We start from the raw sequence: 18919 nt of genomic DNA, 5'->3' as shown, positions 1-18919 counted from the left end.
CCTGCGATCCAAATCGGGCGCTGCGTCAGTTTTTCTTTGCGCTCATCAATATCTCGGCGGTCGCGAGATTCAACGCCATCGGAATGTCGTAGACGGTGGCAAGCCGCATCAGTGCCTTCACATCCACGTCGTGTGGCATTGCGGTCAACGGATCGACGAAGAAAATGAGTATCTGCACCTCGCCGGTGGCGATCATCGCACCGATCTGCTGGTCGCCACCGAGAGGTCCGCTCTTCATGCGCGCGACGTCGAGTTCCGGACACGCCTCGGCCACTCTTCCGCCGGTGGTACCTGTCGCCACGATGCGGAACCTGGAAAGCGTCCGCGCATGGCGGCGTGCGAACTCGGCGAGTTCGTCCTTCTTCTGGTCATGCGCGATGAGGGCGATGCATTGGCGCTCGGGCATTGGTCGGTCCGGTTGGATTTAAATCGATTTGAGAGCCTTCTATAGCACGATTGCCGCCTTGAAAAGGTGGCGCCGGCCTGCCCGAGAAGACGTCACTGGCCGAGGGGGCGAGGCAGCGGAATCGGAACCTCTGCCGGAACGATGTCTGCCGGATCGCCCGCCACCATTGCGGCGGGTGTGTTCGCTACGGGTGCCGAGGCATAAGCGGCTACCGGAGTGGCGCCGCCGCTGTATGTCACCTCGCCTTCACTCGGGACAGAAGGGGCCTTCAGCACTGCGACGCAGGATTTCGGCAGGTCGGAAATACCGATCTCCCGCGGCTTCGGCGCGGGCTTCTTCGGATCCGTCTTCGGTTTCGCCCAGGGCTCGGGAGTAAACCACCAGGCAAGGGACTTGTCGCAGCCGTCTCCGGGCGGAGGTGCCGCCTGGGACTTGCATCCGCTCGCGCCGACCGGGCACTTGATGCGCACATGAAAATGCGCGTCGTGACCGTAGATCGGCCGCACCTTGCCGAGCAGCGAGCGATCACCGGTCCAGGTGTCGCAGAGCTTCTTCTTGATTGCGGGATTGACGAAGACGCGTTCGACTTGCGGATAGCTCGCCGCCAGCATGACGAGGCGCGCATGGGATGGCGTCCAAAGCCGGGAATCGACGGTCAGAAATTTGTCCTTGCGCAGCATGGAGGTGAAGGGAAGGTCTTCACGCTCCTGCGCGCTGAGCCGGCGGTCAGGCATTGGGGTGAGCCAGATATCGGCGTCGAGACCGATCTGGTGAGAGGCGTGGCCATTCATCATCGGCCCACCGCGCGGCTGCGAGACGTCCCCGACGAGCAGACCCGGCCAGCCGACCTTGGGCGCATCGTGCGCGAGCTGTTCAAGCAGCGAAATCATCAGCGGGTGCCCCCAGCGACGGTTTCGCGAGAGCCGCATGGCCTGCCATGTGGGGCCGTCGGTGGGAAGCGCAACAGCGCCGGAAATGCACCCCTTCGAATAGAACCCGTAAGGCGCCGGTGCTGCCCGGCTCGGAAGCTCGATGCCGCCGAAGATCTGCTTGGCCGGTACCTGCTCGGAGGCCTTTCCACTTTCCGGAAGCGTAAGAAGCGGTGCGGCTATCGCGATCACCGCCAGTCGGATCAGCCTCATTCTCGTCTGCAATCTCATGTCCTCAATCCGCCGAGAGCCAGTGTTGGCCGCCGCAGGTGATTTGCCGTCAAGTGTAGCGTGGATTCGGAGTTTGGTGAATCCGTGACCTGCCGCACTCTCTGCCGCCACGATTATCCGAGGCCTGTCTTTTGCCGCTGTTTTGCTTATGGTGGCTGAAACTCTAGAAAATTAAGGGGTGATTTGGCATGCGGTTGGCTCTTGTCGGAACGGGCATCCTCGCTCTCGTATCGGCGTTATTCGCCGCGCCGGAAGGCGTGACTGCCGAGGAGCTTGAATGGCGCCACGCGATCTCGGTGATCGAGCCGCCGAAATACGCGAAGGATTTCCCACACTTCTCCTACGTCAATCCCGACGCGCCGAAGGGCGGCGATCTCAATCTCTCCGCATCGGGTACGTTCGACAGCTTCAATCCGGTGCTCGACAAAGGGGAACTGGCTGCGGGGCTGGCGCCGCGTCTGTCGCTCGTCACGGAAACCCTGCTTAAACCTTCGATGGACGAAGTCGATGCAGTTTACGGGCTTCTTGCCGAGGCTGTCGCCTTTCCGGACGACTACTCCTTCGTGAAGTTCCGATTGCGCCCGGAGGCGAAATGGGCGGATGGCGTCCCCGTCACACCCGAGGACGTCGTCTTCAGCTTTGACAAGTTCAAGGAACTCAATCCGCTCTACACAAACTACTATCGCCACGTGCTGAAGGCGGAAAAAACGGGCGAGCGGGAAATCACCTTCACTTTCGACGAGAAGAACAACCGCGAGCTGCCGGTCATCATCGGTGAACTCGATATCGTTCCGAAGCACTGGTGGGAGGCCAAGGGGGCTGATGGCAAGCCTCGAGACATAGCCAAGACCACCCTCGAGCCGATCATGGGGTCCGGCCCATACCGCATCGCTGCTTTTTCGCCCGGTGCAAGAATCCGCTACGAGCTTCGCGACGACTATTGGGGCAAGGACCTCAACGTCAACATCGGCTACGACAATTTCCGCAGCCAGACCTACACCTACTTCGCGGATCTCGATGTCGAGTTCGAGGCCTTCCGTTCGGGTACCGTGGATTTCTGGGCTGAGAACTCAGCAATGCGTTGGGCGAGAGCCTACGATTTCCCGGCCGTTGCCGATGGGCGCGTCAAGCGGGAGGTGCTGGATAACGAATACAAGACTTCCGGCATTCTGATGGGCTTCATACCGAACATGCGTCGGGACAAATTCAAGGATATTCGCGTTCGCAAGGCGCTTAACTACGCCTTTGACTTCGAGGATTTGAATCGGACGGTCTTCTTCGGCCAGTACCAGCGGATCGATAGTTATTTCTACGGTTCGGAACTCGCGTCGAAAGGGCTGCCGGACGGCAAGGAGCTGGAAATCCTGCAGTCGCTCAAGGACGATGTGCCACCCGAGGTGTTTTCGACGGGATACAGCAATCCGGTCGGCGGAGATTCGGCGAAGCTGAGAGAAAATCTGCGCAAGGCGATCGGCCTTCTGAAGGAAGCGGGTTACGAGCTGCGCAACGGGCGGATGGTCCTCGCCTCTACCGGTGTTCCGCTCTCCTTCGAAATCCTGTTGAACGGGCCGACGATTGAAAAGGTCGCCCTGCCTTTTGCGGATAATCTGAGGAAGATCGGCGTGGAAGTGTCTGTTCGAACCGTCGACGCTTCGCAGTACACCAATCGTGTCCGCAGCTTCGACTACGATATGATCTATCTGGGCTGGGCGCAAAGTCTCAACCCTGGCAATGAGCAGAGCGAATATTGGGGGTCGAAGTCCGTCGACGTGCCCGGTTCCCGGAACTACGCAGGGATCAGCAATCCTGCGATTGACAAGCTCGTTGATGAGATCGCGTTCGTGAAGGACCGGAAGACGCTGGTTGCGACGGTGAAGGCGCTCGACCGGCTTCTGTTGACGGGAAACTATGTCGTGCCTTCCTACACCATGCGATCGTCCAGAATCGCCTACTGGGACAAGTTCGGGCGCCCGGAACCGCTCCCGGCCTATGGCATCGGCTTTCCCCAGATCTGGTGGGCCAAAGGTGCGGCGCAATGACGGGCAGGGCTTGCGCCGTTCCCCTGACCGGCTAGGAATGGATAGTGCGAATCGCCACTCGCCGAGTGAGGCCGTGGCGGGAAAGGACCAACGAGTTGATCGCAGGGCATGAGACGGATTTTGGCGTGAGAAGCCTCCGCCCGACCGGAGCATCGGTTCGATGAGCGGCTATATCCTGCGGCGCCTGCTTCTGATGATCCCGACCATCGTCGGTATCATGGGCATTTCCTTCCTGGTCATACAGTTCGCGCCCGGCGGGCCCGTCGAGCAGGTGATCGCACAACTGACGGGCCAGGGGGACAGCGCCGACCAGCGTCTGACGGGTGGCGGCGATCTCGCAGGCCAGCAGCAGTTCGGGGCCGACGAAACGAGTTCGAAATATCGCGGTGCGCAGGGTCTCGATCCCGAGCTCATTGCCAAGCTGGAGAAGCAGTTCGGTTTCGACAAGCCGCCGCTCACGCGCTTCGCCGAGATGATGTGGAACTATATTCGCTTCGATTTCGGTGAAAGTTTCTTCCGAAACACGTCTGTCGTCGACCTGATTGTCGAGAAGATGCCCGTCTCGATTTCTCTCGGTGTATGGATCCTGCTCATTTCCTACGCGATCTCGATCCCGCTCGGGATCAAGAAGGCGGTGGAGGACGGCTCGCCCTTCGATGTCTGGACGTCCGGGGTCATCGTCATCGGCTACGCGGTTCCGAGCTTTCTTTTCGGTATCCTGCTGATCGTGCTTTTTGCCGGCGGTTCCTTCTTCGACTGGTTTCCGCTGCGCGGACTCGTCTCGGACAATTTCGCCGAGCTTTCCTGGTGGGAGAAGATCGTCGACTATTTCTGGCACCTGACGCTGCCGCTGATTGCACTCTCGCTTTCGGCCTTCGCCACCACGACCCTGCTCACCAAGAATTCGTTCATCGACGAGATCAAGAAGCAGTACGTGATCACGGCACGGGCCAAGGGGCTCTCCGAGCGACAGGTGCTCTACGGCCACGTCTTCCGCAACGCCATGCTGATCGTTATCGCAGGCATTCCGGGCGCCTTCATCTCCGCCTTCTTCACCGGCTCTCTGCTGATCGAGAATATCTTCTCGCTCGATGGCCTCGGCCGTATGGGCTATCTGTCGGTGGTCAATCGCGACTATCCGATCGTCTTTGCCACGCTCTACATCTTCTCGCTGATGGGCCTTTTTGTCGGCCTCGTCTCGGACCTGATCTATACCTGGATCGATCCGCGCATCGATTTCGAACGGAGGGACGTCTGAGATGTCCGTTTCCGAACCGATCGCGGTCAAGGGTACCGTGGGGCCGGGCAGGAAGCCCTGGCTTTCTCCGACCAACCGCAGGCGCCTCGAAAATTTCAAGGCCAACCGGCGGGGCTTCTGGTCCTTCTGGATCTTCATGATCCTCTTCGTGCTCAGCCTCTTTGCCGAGTTCATCGCCAACGACCGCCCCCTCGTCGCGTTCTACAAAGGGGAACTCCTGCTTCCGGTTCTCATCGACTACCCGGAGGAGAAGTTCGGCGGCTTCCTGGCTGTCACCGATTACCGTTCACCCTTCGTCGCCGACGAGATCAATGCCAACGGCTGGATGGTCTGGCCACCGATCCGCTACTCCTATCGCACCGTCAATTCGGAAATTCCCCATTCGGCTCCGACGCCGCCGTTTTGGCTGATGAGCAAGGAGGAGCGCTGCAAAGGCTATCCGCTGGGCGCCGATGATCCGGGTTGCGTACTCGGGAACCTCAACTGGCTGGGCACCGACGATCAGGCCCGGGACGTCACCGCCCGCATGATCTATGGGTTCCGCATTTCGGTGCTGTTCGGTCTCGCGCTCACCCTCTGTTCGGCAGTCATCGGCGTCACCGCCGGTGCCGTGCAAGGGTATTTCGGCGGCTGGACGGACCTCCTGATGCAGCGCTTCATCGAGATCTGGTCGTCCATGCCGGTGCTCTACATCCTGCTCATCATCGCGGCGATCCTGCCGCCCGGCTTTTTCGTCCTGCTCGGCATCATGCTGCTCTTCTCGTGGGTGAGCTTCGTCGGGATCGTCCGCGCCGAGTTCTTGCGGGCCCGCAACTTCGAATATGTGAACGCTGCCCGCGCGCTAGGGGTGGGCAACTGGACGATCATGTTCCGCCACCTTCTTCCCAATGCGATGGTTGCGACGCTGACTTTCCTCCCGTTCATTCTGTCTGGCTCCATCACCACGCTCACCTCGCTCGATTTCCTCGGCTTCGGCATGCCGCCCGGCTCTCCGTCGCTCGGTGAACTCATCGCGCAGGGCAAGCGCAATCTGCAGGCGCCGTGGCTCGGCCTCACCGCCTTCTTCACCATGTCGATCATGCTTTCGCTGCTGATCTTCGTGGGCGAGGCCGTGCGTGATGCCTTCGATCCGAGAAAGGTCTTCAAATGACGGAGGCGCTTCTCTCGGTCCGGGACCTTTCGGTCGCCTTCCGCCAGGGCGACGGAGAGACGCTCGCGGTCGATCGCGTGAGCTTCGACGTCCGGCCGGGCGAGGTCGTCGCCTTGGTCGGCGAGTCGGGATCCGGCAAATCCGTAACGGCGAACTCTGTCCTGCGACTTTTGCCTTACCCGGCGGCAAGCCATCCGTCGGGCGAGATCCTCTTCGAGGGTCGTGACCTGCTGAAGCTTCCAGAGACTGATCTTCGTCGTGTGCGTGGCAACGATGTCACGATGATCTTCCAGGAGCCGATGACTTCGCTCAATCCGCTCCACACCATAGAGAAGCAAATCGGCGAAATACTCGCCCTGCATCAGGCGACGAGCGGATCGGCGGCGCGCGACCGGACGCTGGAATTGTTGCGTCAGGTCGGCATTCGTGATCCGGAGAAGCGACTTGCCGCCTATCCGCACGAGCTTTCGGGCGGGCAGCGCCAGCGCGTGATGATCGCCATGGCGCTCGCCAACCGTCCGAAGCTGCTGATCGCCGACGAGCCGACGACCGCGCTCGACGTTACCGTTCAGGCACAGATCCTCGAGCTCCTGCGCTCGCTGAAGGCGACCCACGGCATGTCGATGCTGTTCATCACCCATGACCTCGGCATTGTCCGCAAGTTCGCCGATCGCGTCTGCGTCATGACCGGAGGGCGTATTGTCGAAAGCGGCCCCGTTGAAGAAATCTTCTCGAACCCGCAGCATGCCTATACGCGTCATCTCCTCGCCTCCGAGCCGCGCGGCGAGCCACCGCCGACCGATCCCGGCAAGCCGATCGTGATGGAAGGCAAGGACATTCGTGTCTGGTTTCCGATCAAGGCGGGTTTCCTGCGCAAGGTCGTCGATCACGTCAAGGCGGTGGATGGTGTCGACATGGTGCTACGGGCCGGGCAGACGCTCGGCGTGGTCGGCGAATCCGGTTCCGGCAAGACGACGCTCGGACTGGCGCTCGCGCGCATGATTTCCTCGACGGGGCGCATCGGCTTCATCGGCCAGGAAATCGATGGCTATTCGCACAAGGACATGCGTCCGCTGCGCAACCGCCTGCAGATCGTCTTCCAGGATCCCTATGGTTCCCTGAGCCCCCGCATGTCGGTCGGCGAGATCATTGCCGAGGGACTGAAGGTTCACGAACGCGATCTTTCTGCGGATGAGCGCGATGCAAGGGTCTGCTGGGCACTCGAGGAAGTGGGGCTCGACACCGCGACCCGGTGGCGCTACCCGCACGAGTTCTCCGGCGGCCAGCGTCAACGCATAGCGATCGCCCGCGCCATGGTGCTGAAGCCGCGTTTCGTCATGCTCGACGAACCGACCTCTGCGCTCGACATGAGCGTACAGGCGCAAGTGGTCGACCTCTTGCGTGACCTGCAGAAGCGCCACGACCTCGCCTACCTCTTCATCAGTCACGATCTGCGCGTCGTGAAGGCGCTTGCAAACGACGTCATCGTCATGCGCGCAGGGCAGGTGGTGGAGCAGGGGCCGGCCGCGGACATCTTCGGCGCGCCAAAAAACGAATACACACGGGCTCTGCTCGCCGCGGCCTTCAATCTCGAGGCGGTCAGGACCGCCGCAATCAGTGAGTAGCAGGATAAGGTATCCCATGGCCGAGAAGAGCCCCGTCGTCATTGATCTTAAGTTCGGCCGTGCCAGCGTCATGGCTGCGCTCACGAACGCCTTCGCCGGCCGCGAAGTCATCGATATGGCGCTGCCCGAAAATGCCGGTCGCGATCTGAGCGGCATTCCCTATGCGGTGGTCTGGAAGCCGGACCCGCAGCTCTTCGTTCGCGCAGGCGGCCTGAAAGTGATCTTCTCCGGTGGAGCCGGTGTGGATCACATTCTCTCGGCCTATGACTTGCCGGACTTGCCCGTTGTGCGCTTCGTGGATCGCAGCCTGACCGACCGCATGAGCGAATGGGTCGTGCTGCAGGCGCTCGCCCATCTGCGCCGCGTTCCGGCCTATGCGATGCAGCAGCGAGCGCGGGTCTGGCGCGAAATCGATCCGCAGCCGGAGGCGCGCGATCTGACCGTCGGCGTCATGGGGCTCGGCGTTCTCGGCCAGGACGCTGTCCGGAAACTCAAGGTCATGGGCTTCAACGTCATCGGCTGGTCGCGAACCGCGAAGATGATCGATGGTGTCGAGACCTTCGATGCCGACGGCCTCGATGCATTCCTCGACCGGACCGACATCCTTGTCGGCCTGTTGCCGCTCACGCCCGATACGCGGGGCATTTACGAGGCGCGTCTGTTTGCCCGGCTGCGTCAGGGCGGTGCGCTCGGCAAGCCGGTCTTCATCAATGCCGGGCGGGGCGGCAGCCAGGTCGAGGCTGATGTTATTGCCGCGCTTGAAAACGGTGTCCTCGGGGGAGCCTCGCTCGACGTATTCGAACAGGAGCCGCTTTCCACGGAAAGCCCGCTGTGGGGCATGGAAAACGTGATTGTAACGCCGCACGCGGCCGCCGCCTCCGACGTCAAGGCCCTGTTTGCTCATGTCGAGGAACAGATCGAGCGGTTCGAATCGGGCATGCCGCTCCAGCATGTCGTTGACCGCAAGGCGGGCTACTGACCTCGGCCATGTGTTTGCGGGGAATATTGGCCCCGGCCGCGTAATGGCGGGCAGGCATAAGTCTCCGTTCTGCTATGGACTTTGGTAGAGGTTTTTTCGATAAGGTTGCGTCGGAAGCAGTCGACCCTCTGGCCGGCTCGTGAACTGGCGGCCTGACCCGGCCGTTTCTGGCAGGGCGGACATCCGATGACCAAGACCGATATCGCAACCCGTGTGTACAACCACACCTGGAAGCTCGATCCCATTGTCCGAAGCCTGATCGACACCGACTTCTACAAGCTTCTGATGCTGCAGATGATCTGGAAACGGTATCCGGACGTCGACGCCACCTTCAGCCTGATCAACCGGACGACGACCGTACGTCTCGCCGACGAGATCGACGAGGGAGAACTGCGCGAGCAACTCGATTATGCCCGCTCGCTGCGCCTCACGAAGAAGGAGGCGATCTGGCTCGCCGGCAACACGTTCTACGGCAAGTCGCAGATATTCGAGCCGGAGTTTCTGAGCTGGTTTGCCGACTTTCAACTCCCGGAATACGAGCTGTCCAAGAAGAACGGCCAGTACGTTTTGCACTTCCATGGACGCTGGAAGGAGACCACGATGTGGGAGATTCCGGCGCTTTCGATCATCAATGAGCTGCGCTCGCGTGCCGTCATGAAGTCGCTGGGTCTCTTTACGCTCGACGTACTCTATGCCCGTGCCAAGGCCAAGATGTGGGCGAAGGTTGAACGCTTGCGTGACCTCCCGGGATTGAGAATCTCCGATTTCGGTACGCGCCGCCGGCATAGTTTCCTCTGGCAACGCTGGTGCGTCGAAGCCCTGAAGGAGGGGATCGGCCCCGCCTTCACCGGCACCAGCAATGTCCTGCTCGCGATGGACTCCGACCTCGAGGCGGTCGGCACCAACGCCCACGAATTGCCCATGGTCCTGGCGGCGCTGGCACGGAACGACGCCGAACTCGCAGCCGCTCCCTATCAGGTGCTGCGCGACTGGAAGCAGCTCTACGGCGGCAACTTGCTGATCGTGCTGCCGGATACGTTCGGCACAGCGGCCTTCCTGCGTGATGCGCCCGACTGGGTTGCCGACTGGACCGGGTTTCGCCCTGACAGCGCACCGCCCATCGAGGGTGGCGAGGAAATCATCGAGTGGTGGCGGAAGATGGGCCGCGATCCACGCCAGAAGCTCTTGATCTTTTCGGATGCGCTCGACGTCGACGCGATCATCGACACGTACCGGCACTTCGAGGGCAGGGTCCGGATGAGCTTCGGCTGGGGGACCAATCTCACCAACGACTTTGCAGGCTGTGCGCCGCGCGAGATCGAGAGCCTGAAACCCATCTCGCTCGTCTGCAAGGTGAGCGAGGCCAACGGCCGACCGGCCGTCAAACTCTCCGACAATCCACGCAAGGCGACTGGCGATTCCGCGGAGATCGAACGGTACCTGAAATTCTTCGGCGGCGTGGGTCGGGTCGAACAGCCTGTCGTCGTCTGATCGCCGCCTTGCCAAGCGGATCGAGGCGCCTGTAAGCTGCCGGCGAGGAGCTTGCAAAACGGGAGGATCGGCCGATGGACATGAGCGGAACGGAACGTATCGAGGCGCCGATCGGCGCCGTCTGGCAGGCCCTGAACGACCCCGGAATTCTCCGGCAGGCCATCCCCGGCTGCGAGAGCCTCGACAAGACGAGCGATACCGACATGTCGGCGAAGGTCGTTTTGAAGATCGGTCCAATCAAGGCGAAGTTCGAGGGGGCTGTTGCACTTTCGAACCTTGACCCGCCACGCTCCTATACGATCAGCGGCGAGGGGAAAGGCGGAATCGCGGGCTTTGCCAAGGGCGGCGCCGACGTCGCGCTTGCGGCGGATGGAGAGGCGGTCACCATACTGACCTACAACGTCAAGGCGGAAGTCGGTGGCAAGATTGCCCAGCTCGGCAGCCGGCTCATCGACTCGACCGCCAAGAAGCTGGCAGGCGAGTTCTTCTCCCGCTTCTCCGAGCTTGTCGGCGGTCCGGCTACACAGGACCAGGCCTTGCCGTCCGCTTGAGAATGTCGAGGAAGAGATAAGGGGAAAATGGCGGGCCGCGACCGATAGTGATGATCACTACGTTCACGCTATAGCCCTACGATAGAATACAACACTGTCGCATCAACCTGCGCGACAGAGTAAAGCCACCTCTCACCTCTCACCTCTCACCTCGAACGCGGACGTTCAACCGCACGCGCGTACACGAAATTCGTGACAGGCCCCAAGAACCCGCTATTGCCCGCTGCTTGATCCGCATGTGCCGCAGGGAATCTAGCGCGAGGGTGTCTACGTAACTCTGGGGTATTCAGTGAATCAAAAGAGATAGCCCAGCATATCGATTGGACCCAATGGCCAGCTTTCGCCACGAACCGGCTTGACGAGGAAGCAATACGAGAGATCTCGCTCGATCAGACTGAAGCTTTCTACTTCTTCCACAGCTAGCCACTTTGTCATCGCCGAGCCCACGTGTTGAAAGCCATTCGCGATGTAGAGTGCGTCAACATCTCCCATCAAAACAAGAAAGTCGACATTGGACACGGCCGCCAGATTTTCGATCTGCTTCAGAAGGTTGCTGGCCAAACCGACGCCGCGATGCGTCGGCGTGACGCATAGGTCGACAATCCCGAAGATCCTGATGATCTTTCCCCCCGCCCTAATAACACGGTGATCAACACCTGCCTGGCCGATGACGGTTTCGCCGTCAAACGCCAGATAACGGAAGTGCGGTAGTTGCTTAAAATAGGTTCTACCGTCGAAGGTGTCGGGGAAATTTTCGTCCAGCAGTGCCACAATCTGCTTCGCGGTGGGCGCGTCGATCTCGTATTCTGGTACACGTTTCACACGGTAATCTCTTTTCATTTTCCTACCCACTCAAAGCCTCCAGAATGTCTTTGGCTATCACAGCCGAGGCTGTGCTCATTCCAGGTTCAACAAGCGAGACGCTATCTATGGTCTCGTTCACCAAAATGTCCCGAATAGTCGTCTTCAACGTTTGCACGGACCAACCTCCCGCAAGAGGGCTGGATACGTCAGGAATGATAGATGGATCGATAATATCAAGGTCTATCGAGAGATGGGTGTAGTGCTTCGCCCTTGTCGCTTTTGGGGCAGATGAATAGTCAGCGACAGAAGCCACACCAAACCCTCGCTCCAAAATCTGGTTGATCGGCACCGGGTCATCCCGGCAGCCTATCAAAACCGCTTCGTCGATAGTACCATTCGCGAGAAGCTTCAGCAGAAAGTTAGAATGAGCGACATTGCCGGCCCCGACATTGTCCATTGATCCATACAGGTCATGGTGCGCATCAATATGGATATACCTCATCTGAAGATCGGCCGGTGCCGAGCGGCGCACCGCTTCCAAGAGTGCCCACGCGACCCGGTGATCACCGCCGAGCGCTCCCAGACGCTTGCCTGCATCGCAGGCCAAGGTGTGAGTCCGATGCAGGTATTCAAGGCACTTTTCGGTCGGGTTCATGAATGGGAAGATTCCTAGGAGAGGAATAATGGATCCGTTCGATCCATCCAGCACGCTCGCGAGCCCCGTTGCTGTCGAATGTCGGATGTTCGTCAAATGGCAGAGCGGAAGCCCGATCCAGATTGTATTGATCGGCAACGGCCCTTCCAACCAATTCAACAAGGGGAATGCGGCAGCGTGAACTGGAAACTGGGTCTCGTAAAACGCTCTTGCTGCATGCGGAAAAGTCTCTCGGCCGATTCCAAAGGAAAGCACTCCCGTTCTGATCAACGCCTCGACACTTTCCGGGCACACTCCAGCCTGCCGCAGATCGTTGATCGAGCACCACTCGTGCGAGAGAAAAGCCAGAGGTTTCAGTACGCCCGGAAGAGGTTTGGAAGGCTTTCCAGCGAGCTTAAATTCTTCCGCGGATAGCCTCTCCATATCTGCACCCAACCGCACCTTAAACACGGTTATCCCCTTGCGACGAGATGATTGAACGGTACAAACTGGATTTCGCATCCAAATCAAAATGGCTTCCACGCGCGGCGATCGCGCCATCTGTAAGTAGAAGCACATACGAGCATCTTTCGAGCACATGTTTGTCGTGCGACGCCACCACGACGGCCCCTCGTCGGGCCGCTGCCCTCAAGGAATCAGCAACCGCTACGCTATTCGTGAAGTCCAACGCACTGGTAGGTTCATCGACCAACAGGATGGAAGACTCCCGGAAGAACGCTCTTGCGAGTGAAAGTCGTTGGGCTTCGCCTCCTGACAATCCAGACCGCTCCATATCAACATGATCGTCGAATCTGTCTACGAAGGCGGCTGCGGATGCTGCCGTCGCGGCCTCGCGCAGGTCGTCACTGTTTTGATCATCACGTTCGACCAGGGTAATGTTCTGTCTAAAATTCACAGGGAATAGCGCGGCGGATTGAGGCACATATGTGACTTTCTGCCGAAACTCGTCTTCTGGAAACGAGCAGATAGTGGTTCCGAAATAGGATATCTCGCCGCCGCTCGGTTCAGCTAATCTCCCCAAAGCCCGTAAGAGCGTCGATTTGCCACTTCCGGATTCGCCGGCCAGACCAATCATCTGACCGTGGGCAACGCTGAAGGACAGCCCGTTGAGGATGGGCTTTGTGGCGGCGTCGCTCACTCCCTCGCACTCCAGTCCCGATACTTCGATGACTGGCGTCTCCGGAGAGTTGGCTCGGGAGACCGACAGCCCAGAGGTTTGCGGTTGATCATTGGGTTCATGAGAGTGACGCAGAAATGAGGACAGACGTTCTATTGACACCATACCCTTCGTAATTGCCTTCGCCGATCCGCTTATGTTCTCCAAGGGGCTCATGATCATCGCGAAATACGCCAACACGGCAAGGAATTGCCCCAACGTAATTTCTACATAGGCTGGACCTTGTTGGAGCAGCGACGGCAGGCACAATAGCCAAACCAGAAGAAGTCCGCAGAGGTTTACAGTTGACGTGATGAAGGTGAAGGTCGTCGATCTCAGGTGCGCTCTATTCGCAAGCTCGGTGACATCCCGGCTTTTCCGAGTGATTAGCTCGTTCGCCCACCGCTGGGCGCGGAAGGACACGATGGTTTCATAGCCGCTAAGGGCCGAGTTGATGAAGCCGATCATACGATCAAATTTGGGCGAGGCCGCAGCAAAGTAAGTTCTGACCCGGTGCCCGTTCAAATAGAAGGCAATTGAAAACACCGCGGAGATCGCGATGATGATAATGCCCAAGACGTCGTTTATAGAGAATACGACGATACATAGAGTAAAGATCATGATAGATGACGCGATGATATCAAGGATGGCAAATCCAAATAGATCCCACAGGGATTCTATGTCCCGGCTAAACAATGATAACGTTTTGCCGCGATCTTCGTTTAGGATCGCCGAGTGATTGGCTCCTCTGTGGAAAATCCTCTCAGTTAGACTCGTCCGAAGATAATGTGAGATAGTCTCGCTACGAGAAGCTGCTACGTAGTTTGAAATCGCCTTCAATCCGGATGACGCGAGCTGGATCAATAGATATACAATGACTAGCAGAAGCACATCCGCTTGTGATCCATTATATCCCTGAGTTAATCCGTCGATAATCTTGCCGAAAAGCAATGGTGCAAGCGCCGAGAGGATCGTCGACGCGATCACCAGCGACAATGTTACTGAATAGGGTAGCCAAAATTCGCGACCGATAAGGGCAAGCAGGCTAAGCTTCCAAACAAGCTCGACATGAGTATGTTTCATTCAGATCAGCCAACCTGAGAATGCGAGGCGGGCGTAATCAGACGCCACGGTTTCGTCCGCACGGGGAATTCCATGGTTTGTTTCCGGCGAAGGAACAAACATTACGGCCCGATTTGGACTGGCCGGAATGATCGACCTTTTTCCAAGATAGTCGAAAACCAGACCGGCTTGCTGCGTCTCTTTCCCTGCGTCACCGAAGTAAAGTAGCAGGGTGATCTGGTACCGTGACACGCCGGGATCGTGATCCGTGTGCGAGTCCAGAAAACAAGACGGCGTGTATGCGGTTAGAGAAAAATTGGTGTGGCTCCATTCGCCAATCAAGTCGTTGATTAGCGGATTCCATCCTTCGATCACGGCCGCCGTGATTTTCCCGATAAGGCCAGACTCGTCATTTTCTTCATGAAGCGAGTGATACAGATAGCTGAATTCAGAACTGGCACTGTTCGCGTGCTCGTCCAGCAGGGAGCGAATTTTGGCGATTCTAGACGGTGGTTGGAGCGGCAACACTCTTGCCCCCCCAGGCCCCTTGACCCTCGTACGCCAACCGTTCCCGCCGTTCCATGACTGCAAAACCAGCTCGTTGAGTGCGCGAAAGGTGTCATCGGGAAGGAAATCGTCACGTGAGACAAAGCCGCTCGTATCGAGCGAGGTTCGAACGCTATCGGCACTAGGCAACATCAACTTTGCTCCTTTGTTCGGTCAAAAGAACAGCTTCCAATACGTGTGCATAGCGTGGTGCCTTCAATCTCATCGACTGCAGCACAGAATCCACCGAACGGCGCAGGATGAGGTTCTTCGAAAAGCATATGGACGCGTCCCTATAGCGGACGCTGTGCCACCAGTTTTCCGGAATCCAGACTAGTTCGCCGGGGCATTGCTCAAAGGTCGTGAATGGTGGGTGACCTCCAATCGCATGGAGATCAGGCGCCCAAAAAGACCACTCCTTGCGACCGGAATACAGGAGGTTCCAGCTCGCAGTACCGAACATGTCCTGGTGAGCATTCACCGGCACGGACTTCGGTCCGATGATTGCCCACGCGAAACGAGGAATTTGGGGAAAGTCATAAAGATCGAAAATGGATGACCGATCAGCATGACCATCGACAATATATCTCGTAACGTCATCGATGACGCCTTGGAGGCGCGCGGAATGGTTATCGTCTTCGCGGATCGGCCAGTGAACCACGGTGCCGCTCAGTGCTTCTTCAGCTGGCGCGGCAGACCGGTTTTGCCACCATGTCGCCAACGCGTAGAGTTGCGATCGTCTGACAGTGCAGCCTCTGCCGTCAGTCACGTCGACATGGGCATCGCCAAACTCGCAAAAGAAGTCCGATGCGCTGCGGTAAGGCAGCATGTCACAGATTGGAAGACTGAGGCAGGCAGGTCTCGTGTCGTCAAAGTCTACCTTGGCCATATTATTCGGGCGCGCCCGAGCGCACCGCTCCCTTGGTTGCGATTACCCAGCCTAGCAGCGCTGTGCCTCGGTCGCCTCGCCTGCGGGCATTCTGAAAATGCTGCATGCTGTACTCGAACCTACCGGCCTCAATGGCATCCCTAAATGTCTTGATGTCTACGGTGTTGTATAGCAGCGCGTAGTGGCCTCTCGAATACACATTGAGACTACCATCGTGCTCTATCACTTGCAGGTTCGATGGGTCTCTTATCTCAAACCAAGCTGCTTCATCGGGAAGGGGAGAGGCGTTAATCGGCGAGATTTCAATAAGATAGTTGTTGCTGCGATTGCGGGCCCGCGCGTGCTCAAGCAGATTTGCGAAACCGATTTCCTCAGCCTTTACCCACACGTTCGCGACCGCGTCCGGGTTGGGCCTGCTGCTAAAATCTCTGTAATAGTCGTCGGCTGACTCATCTACATGAGTAAAGAGATCCAGTGCGCCAACGGCGGACGCCAGCTGGTGTTTGCAGCTGTTTCGCGTCAAAGCCAATGAGACCACGATGCTGACACCGTGCGGGCTCCGTCCGACGTGATAGTAATCCGCAGGAAGAAAGAAGCATCCGCCAACCGGCATCGGGTAGGTCTGCGATCCGTTCATCGAGACCGATTTTAGTGGCCGCGCCACGTCTCCGTTGTAAGATGCGAGATAGTCCTCGCGTGGCCACAAAATCATCTCTTTTGCGCTTGGGCCGAGATTGAAGTGGAATACCCGGTCCGTTGCATCGTCAATATGCACGCCGAACGCTGTCTCGTCATATTTGCCGATAATCAGATGGTGCTCGATCGAAATCCCGTCTGGCTCAAACCGTTGACCGAAATCGCCGATGAACCGTCTCGACGCCTCGCCGAGTTCATGCGAGAGGAGTGCAGCAAAATTAACGAAGATCAAGAAAGGTTCGCCGGCCGTGATTTCTTCCCATGCGACGCTGGCCAAAGTCGGAAAGCGACTGACGTCGACGATGAATTCCTTTGCCTCAAACGGTCCCAGTTGACGTCCATTCCGATATATTCGGCATCTTTTACTAATCTTTGAATTGGGCTCGTTGGCGAGCCTATCGAGGCATTCCTTCACCATGGCTTCAGTGTAGGGGTGGCTTACGACCTTCTCGCCATACGGTCGGCGGAATCGCCCGGTGGCGTCGTAAAACTGATCAAATAGCGTTGTCATTGGGATGCCTCCAAAGTGCCCGTCTCAATGAGAAACTTTAGTAGTAGGAGCTTTGCACTGATTACCTCCTCCCCCCCGGGTAAGGCCGCGAGGAAGCAACCAACGTTCAATGTGTTGGCCTGCAGAAGTGAGCTGAAGGATGTGGGGACCAGAACCCCTTCGAAAATATGGTGATAACCGCGAGAATAGATGATGGAGTTCTGCCTTAGCGGAACCACTTCGACACCAGCCAGTTTGGATCGTCTCAGGATTGTCCCTTTGGAGACGCCGGACATATCAAACGGTCTTCGTGCACGCGAGTATCGGAGAAAGTTGTTAGACGAATTTCGCAGCCCACTGAGACGTGAAAGGTCCTCAAGAGTAATGAGCCTCAGGTCGGCTTTCTTGGATTCAGGCATTGCATCGAAAGAAGCGCCAAGGCTCTGCGCTTCTCTCGCAACAGCTTTCCCGTCACTAACAATATCTACGACGATGGCGGCGGTGGTCGATAAAGTATTATTCAGGCCCACATGATATCGTTCCGAGGGTAGAACGAACGCCTCACCCGTTTTGAAGAAGAATTGTTCCGGTGCCGCTTCAATTGAGGTCGGGTCTATGATGTTCCGAACTTTGCCAAATTGTTCCAGGATGTCCTGGTTGCGCCAGATGGCCATTCCCTTGTCGCCGGGTCCCAAATTGAAGAGGATTGTGCGATGGCTTGCGTCGTCGATGTGGACGCCGAATGGTGTAGATCCGTATGCACCAATAAAGAGCGTCACATCATAAGTGATCTGCTGACCGCTATAGATCCTAGCGATTTGATGAGCGTGTCCGCTGCTTACTTCTTGAAGCCGATCTGACCATTGGAGAGAACCATTAATGATGAGACCGGCGCTTTCACCAAGCTCAGGCCTCTCTCCACCGAAGGCGTCGGCGATCGATCGCTCAATAGTGTTGTATGCAAGGTCGTAACGTAGGAATTTCTCCGCGACGCTATAGTCTTCTCGACCGCCGACGTAGCCCCGGAAGTAATTGAGTTTCGAAGGACCAGTGTCGGTCCTCGCTCCATATAAAGCATCGGCGATATGCTCAAAGGAGAGCGGAAACGCGTCGAGGCCTCGAACCAAATGAGGGCCGAGAAACTCGTGAGAATCTTGGTACAATTCCCTCCACATTCCCGCTCTCCTTCCGATCAGACGGTCCGAGGACCGATGTCGCGACGCGGGCCGGCGTCAAAGCCGGTATAGTCGTCCCTGTCGCCGGAGATTTCCTTCAAGGCATCCAGAAATGCCTTGTCAACCTGGGGCGAGAGCTTCTTCTGTTCGGTTTGGATGGGAGGCTCTTTCAACTGGACATCGGACATTTTTCGTTCCTTCTTGGTTTTTCAGAGAACATCCATGAGCATGGATGTCATTAGACTACGCTTCGTTGCGCAACCACAGGCGTATGCCCGCCACAAAACGCTCGTGCAGGTATGTGGCATAACTTTGACGTTCATCAAGCTTGATCGCACGTTTTGCGTGTACATAACGTAACCCGCTGTTAACTCATGCGAAAAATGTCGCTTTCTCTGGCTCAGGGCGAGTGCCAGTCGCCACCAAGCGTAAATGCACTTACCGGAAAGGCATGGCTCTCCGGTATGCTGGTTCGGATCGATCGAGGTCGAGGTCAGCAACGGTGCGCCACAGCTCATCGTCACTGGCTGACGGTCGTGTCCTGCGGTTGGATGGTCGCGTCTTGTGCTCGCTCCTCCGCGAACGCCTGCTTTCCTTTCTCGACCCATAGCGAGCGTGCCTTTTCACCCTGATCGCTTTGGAGCTTTTCGGTCATCCAGATGAGCGCGCCGAGAATGACGGTGCGGTCGTCGTTCGTCAGGTCCACGATGCCCGCCTTGACGACGAGACCGCCGAGTTCGATTAGGTGCCGTGTACGCTTGCGGCGCTCGACCTGCCAGGTGCGCAT

At 58.0% G+C, this 18919-nt stretch carries 18 protein-coding genes; 7 read left to right on the top strand and 11 right to left on the bottom strand.

The genetic code is table 11. The features are described 5' to 3' along the window. Positions 1-25: 25 nt before the first annotated feature. Both DFR48_RS14070 and mepA read right to left on the bottom strand, forming a co-directional pair. Positions 26-406, bottom strand: a complete 381-nt coding sequence (locus tag DFR48_RS14070; protein ID WP_114363766.1) for a methylglyoxal synthase — start codon at positions 404-406, stop codon at positions 26-28. Positions 407-498: 92 nt separating this feature from the next. Then, positions 499-1566, bottom strand: coding sequence for a penicillin-insensitive murein endopeptidase (gene mepA / locus DFR48_RS14065; protein WP_114363765.1), 1068 nt, complete (start codon positions 1564-1566; stop codon positions 499-501). 188 nt (positions 1567-1754) lie between these two features. Between mepA and DFR48_RS14060 the strand changes: the two genes are divergently transcribed. From DFR48_RS14060 to DFR48_RS14030, 7 genes are all read left to right on the top strand, one after another. Further along, positions 1755-3605 (top strand): extracellular solute-binding protein, encoded by a 1851-nt coding sequence (locus tag DFR48_RS14060; protein ID WP_114363764.1) that lies wholly within the window; start codon positions 1755-1757, stop codon positions 3603-3605. A gap of 160 nt (positions 3606-3765) precedes the next feature. Further along, positions 3766-4863, top strand: coding sequence for a microcin C ABC transporter permease YejB (locus tag DFR48_RS14055; RefSeq protein ID WP_114363763.1), 1098 nt, complete (start codon positions 3766-3768; stop codon positions 4861-4863). A gap of 1 nt (position 4864) precedes the next feature. Then, positions 4865-6013, top strand: a complete 1149-nt coding sequence (locus DFR48_RS14050) for an ABC transporter permease (protein WP_114363762.1) — start codon at positions 4865-4867, stop codon at positions 6011-6013. Then, positions 6010-7638 (top strand): ABC transporter ATP-binding protein, encoded by a 1629-nt coding sequence (locus DFR48_RS14045; RefSeq protein ID WP_114363761.1) that lies wholly within the window; start codon positions 6010-6012, stop codon positions 7636-7638. The genes DFR48_RS14050 and DFR48_RS14045 overlap by 4 nt, the downstream gene beginning before the upstream one ends. A 16-nt stretch (positions 7639-7654) precedes the next feature. Then, complete coding sequence (locus tag DFR48_RS14040; protein ID WP_114363760.1) at positions 7655-8617, top strand: 2-hydroxyacid dehydrogenase; 963 nt, start codon at positions 7655-7657, stop codon at positions 8615-8617. A gap of 186 nt (positions 8618-8803) precedes the next feature. Then, positions 8804-10108, top strand: a complete 1305-nt coding sequence (gene pncB, locus DFR48_RS14035) for a nicotinate phosphoribosyltransferase (protein WP_114363759.1) — start codon at positions 8804-8806, stop codon at positions 10106-10108. 74 nt (positions 10109-10182) lie between these two features. Continuing rightward, a complete protein-coding gene (locus tag DFR48_RS14030) occupies positions 10183-10659 on the top strand; it encodes an SRPBCC family protein (protein WP_114363758.1) in 477 nt (158 codons plus the stop codon). Positions 10660-10953: 294 nt separating this feature from the next. Here DFR48_RS14030 and DFR48_RS14025 read toward each other — a convergent pair whose 3' ends face one another. From DFR48_RS14025 to DFR48_RS13990, 9 genes are all read right to left on the bottom strand, one after another. Further along, complete coding sequence (locus DFR48_RS14025; protein ID WP_147273543.1) at positions 10954-11499, bottom strand: GNAT family N-acetyltransferase; 546 nt, start codon at positions 11497-11499, stop codon at positions 10954-10956. Positions 11500-11503: 4 nt separating this feature from the next. After that, complete coding sequence (locus DFR48_RS14020; RefSeq protein ID WP_170141884.1) at positions 11504-12568, bottom strand: arginase family protein; 1065 nt, start codon at positions 12566-12568, stop codon at positions 11504-11506. Next, on the bottom strand, positions 12561-14357 hold the full coding sequence (locus DFR48_RS14015) for an ATP-binding cassette domain-containing protein (RefSeq protein WP_114363755.1): 1797 nt from the start codon (positions 14355-14357) through the stop codon (positions 12561-12563). The genes DFR48_RS14020 and DFR48_RS14015 overlap by 8 nt, the downstream gene beginning before the upstream one ends. After that, positions 14358-15035, bottom strand: coding sequence for a 2OG-Fe(II) oxygenase (locus DFR48_RS14010; RefSeq protein WP_114363754.1), 678 nt, complete (start codon positions 15033-15035; stop codon positions 14358-14360). After that, entirely contained in the window at positions 15025-15771 is a 747-nt protein-coding gene (locus DFR48_RS14005; protein ID WP_114363753.1) for a cupin domain-containing protein, read from the bottom strand. Before DFR48_RS14005 ends, DFR48_RS14010 begins: the two co-directional genes overlap by 11 nt. A 1-nt stretch (position 15772) precedes the next feature. Next, entirely contained in the window at positions 15773-16978 is a 1206-nt protein-coding gene (locus DFR48_RS14000; protein ID WP_114363752.1) for a hypothetical protein, read from the bottom strand. After that, positions 16975-18132, bottom strand: coding sequence for a hypothetical protein (locus DFR48_RS13995; protein WP_114363751.1), 1158 nt, complete (start codon positions 18130-18132; stop codon positions 16975-16977). The genes DFR48_RS14000 and DFR48_RS13995 overlap by 4 nt, the downstream gene beginning before the upstream one ends. 17 nt (positions 18133-18149) lie before the next feature. Next, positions 18150-18320 carry a hypothetical protein gene (locus tag DFR48_RS21980; RefSeq protein ID WP_170141883.1) on the bottom strand — a complete coding sequence of 57 codons (171 nt, stop codon included), beginning with the start codon at positions 18318-18320 and terminating at the stop codon, positions 18150-18152. Between the two features lie 332 nt (positions 18321-18652). Beyond that, positions 18653-18919, bottom strand: coding sequence for a conjugal transfer protein TraD (locus DFR48_RS13990; RefSeq protein ID WP_114363750.1), 267 nt, complete (start codon positions 18917-18919; stop codon positions 18653-18655).

The organism is Ciceribacter lividus, assembly GCF_003337715.1.
Classification (GTDB): domain Bacteria; phylum Pseudomonadota; class Alphaproteobacteria; order Rhizobiales; family Rhizobiaceae; genus Allorhizobium; species Allorhizobium lividum.
This window is presented reverse-complemented; position numbering and strand designations above follow the sequence as displayed.

What these genes read in the sequence shown, in the direction of transcription:
- DFR48_RS14000 (WP_114363752.1), bottom strand. Translation starts at nt 16,978, where the DNA reads ATGACAACGCTATTTGATCAGTTTTACGACGCCACCGGGCGATTCCGC.
- DFR48_RS14025 (WP_147273543.1), bottom strand. Translation starts at nt 11,499, where the DNA reads ATGAAAAGAGATTACCGTGTGAAACGTGTACCAGAATACGAGATCGAC.
- pncB (WP_114363759.1), top strand. Translation starts at nt 8,804, where the DNA reads ATGACCAAGACCGATATCGCAACCCGTGTGTACAACCACACCTGGAAG.
- DFR48_RS14045 (WP_114363761.1), top strand. Translation starts at nt 6,010, where the DNA reads ATGACGGAGGCGCTTCTCTCGGTCCGGGACCTTTCGGTCGCCTTCCGC.
- DFR48_RS13990 (WP_114363750.1), bottom strand. Translation starts at nt 18,919, where the DNA reads ATGCGCACCTGGCAGGTCGAGCGCCGCAAGCGTACACGGCACCTAATC.
- DFR48_RS14040 (WP_114363760.1), top strand. Translation starts at nt 7,655, where the DNA reads ATGGCCGAGAAGAGCCCCGTCGTCATTGATCTTAAGTTCGGCCGTGCC.
- DFR48_RS14050 (WP_114363762.1), top strand. Translation starts at nt 4,865, where the DNA reads ATGTCCGTTTCCGAACCGATCGCGGTCAAGGGTACCGTGGGGCCGGGC.
- DFR48_RS14030 (WP_114363758.1), top strand. Translation starts at nt 10,183, where the DNA reads ATGGACATGAGCGGAACGGAACGTATCGAGGCGCCGATCGGCGCCGTC.
- DFR48_RS14055 (WP_114363763.1), top strand. Translation starts at nt 3,766, where the DNA reads ATGAGCGGCTATATCCTGCGGCGCCTGCTTCTGATGATCCCGACCATC.
- DFR48_RS14070 (WP_114363766.1), bottom strand. Translation starts at nt 406, where the DNA reads ATGCCCGAGCGCCAATGCATCGCCCTCATCGCGCATGACCAGAAGAAG.
- mepA (WP_114363765.1), bottom strand. Translation starts at nt 1,566, where the DNA reads ATGAGATTGCAGACGAGAATGAGGCTGATCCGACTGGCGGTGATCGCG.
- DFR48_RS14010 (WP_114363754.1), bottom strand. Translation starts at nt 15,035, where the DNA reads ATGTTGCCTAGTGCCGATAGCGTTCGAACCTCGCTCGATACGAGCGGC.
- DFR48_RS14060 (WP_114363764.1), top strand. Translation starts at nt 1,755, where the DNA reads ATGCGGTTGGCTCTTGTCGGAACGGGCATCCTCGCTCTCGTATCGGCG.
- DFR48_RS13995 (WP_114363751.1), bottom strand. Translation starts at nt 18,132, where the DNA reads ATGTGGAGGGAATTGTACCAAGATTCTCACGAGTTTCTCGGCCCTCAT.
- DFR48_RS21980 (WP_170141883.1), bottom strand. Translation starts at nt 18,320, where the DNA reads ATGTCCGATGTCCAGTTGAAAGAGCCTCCCATCCAAACCGAACAGAAG.
- DFR48_RS14005 (WP_114363753.1), bottom strand. Translation starts at nt 15,771, where the DNA reads ATGGCCAAGGTAGACTTTGACGACACGAGACCTGCCTGCCTCAGTCTT.
- DFR48_RS14015 (WP_114363755.1), bottom strand. Translation starts at nt 14,357, where the DNA reads ATGAAACATACTCATGTCGAGCTTGTTTGGAAGCTTAGCCTGCTTGCC.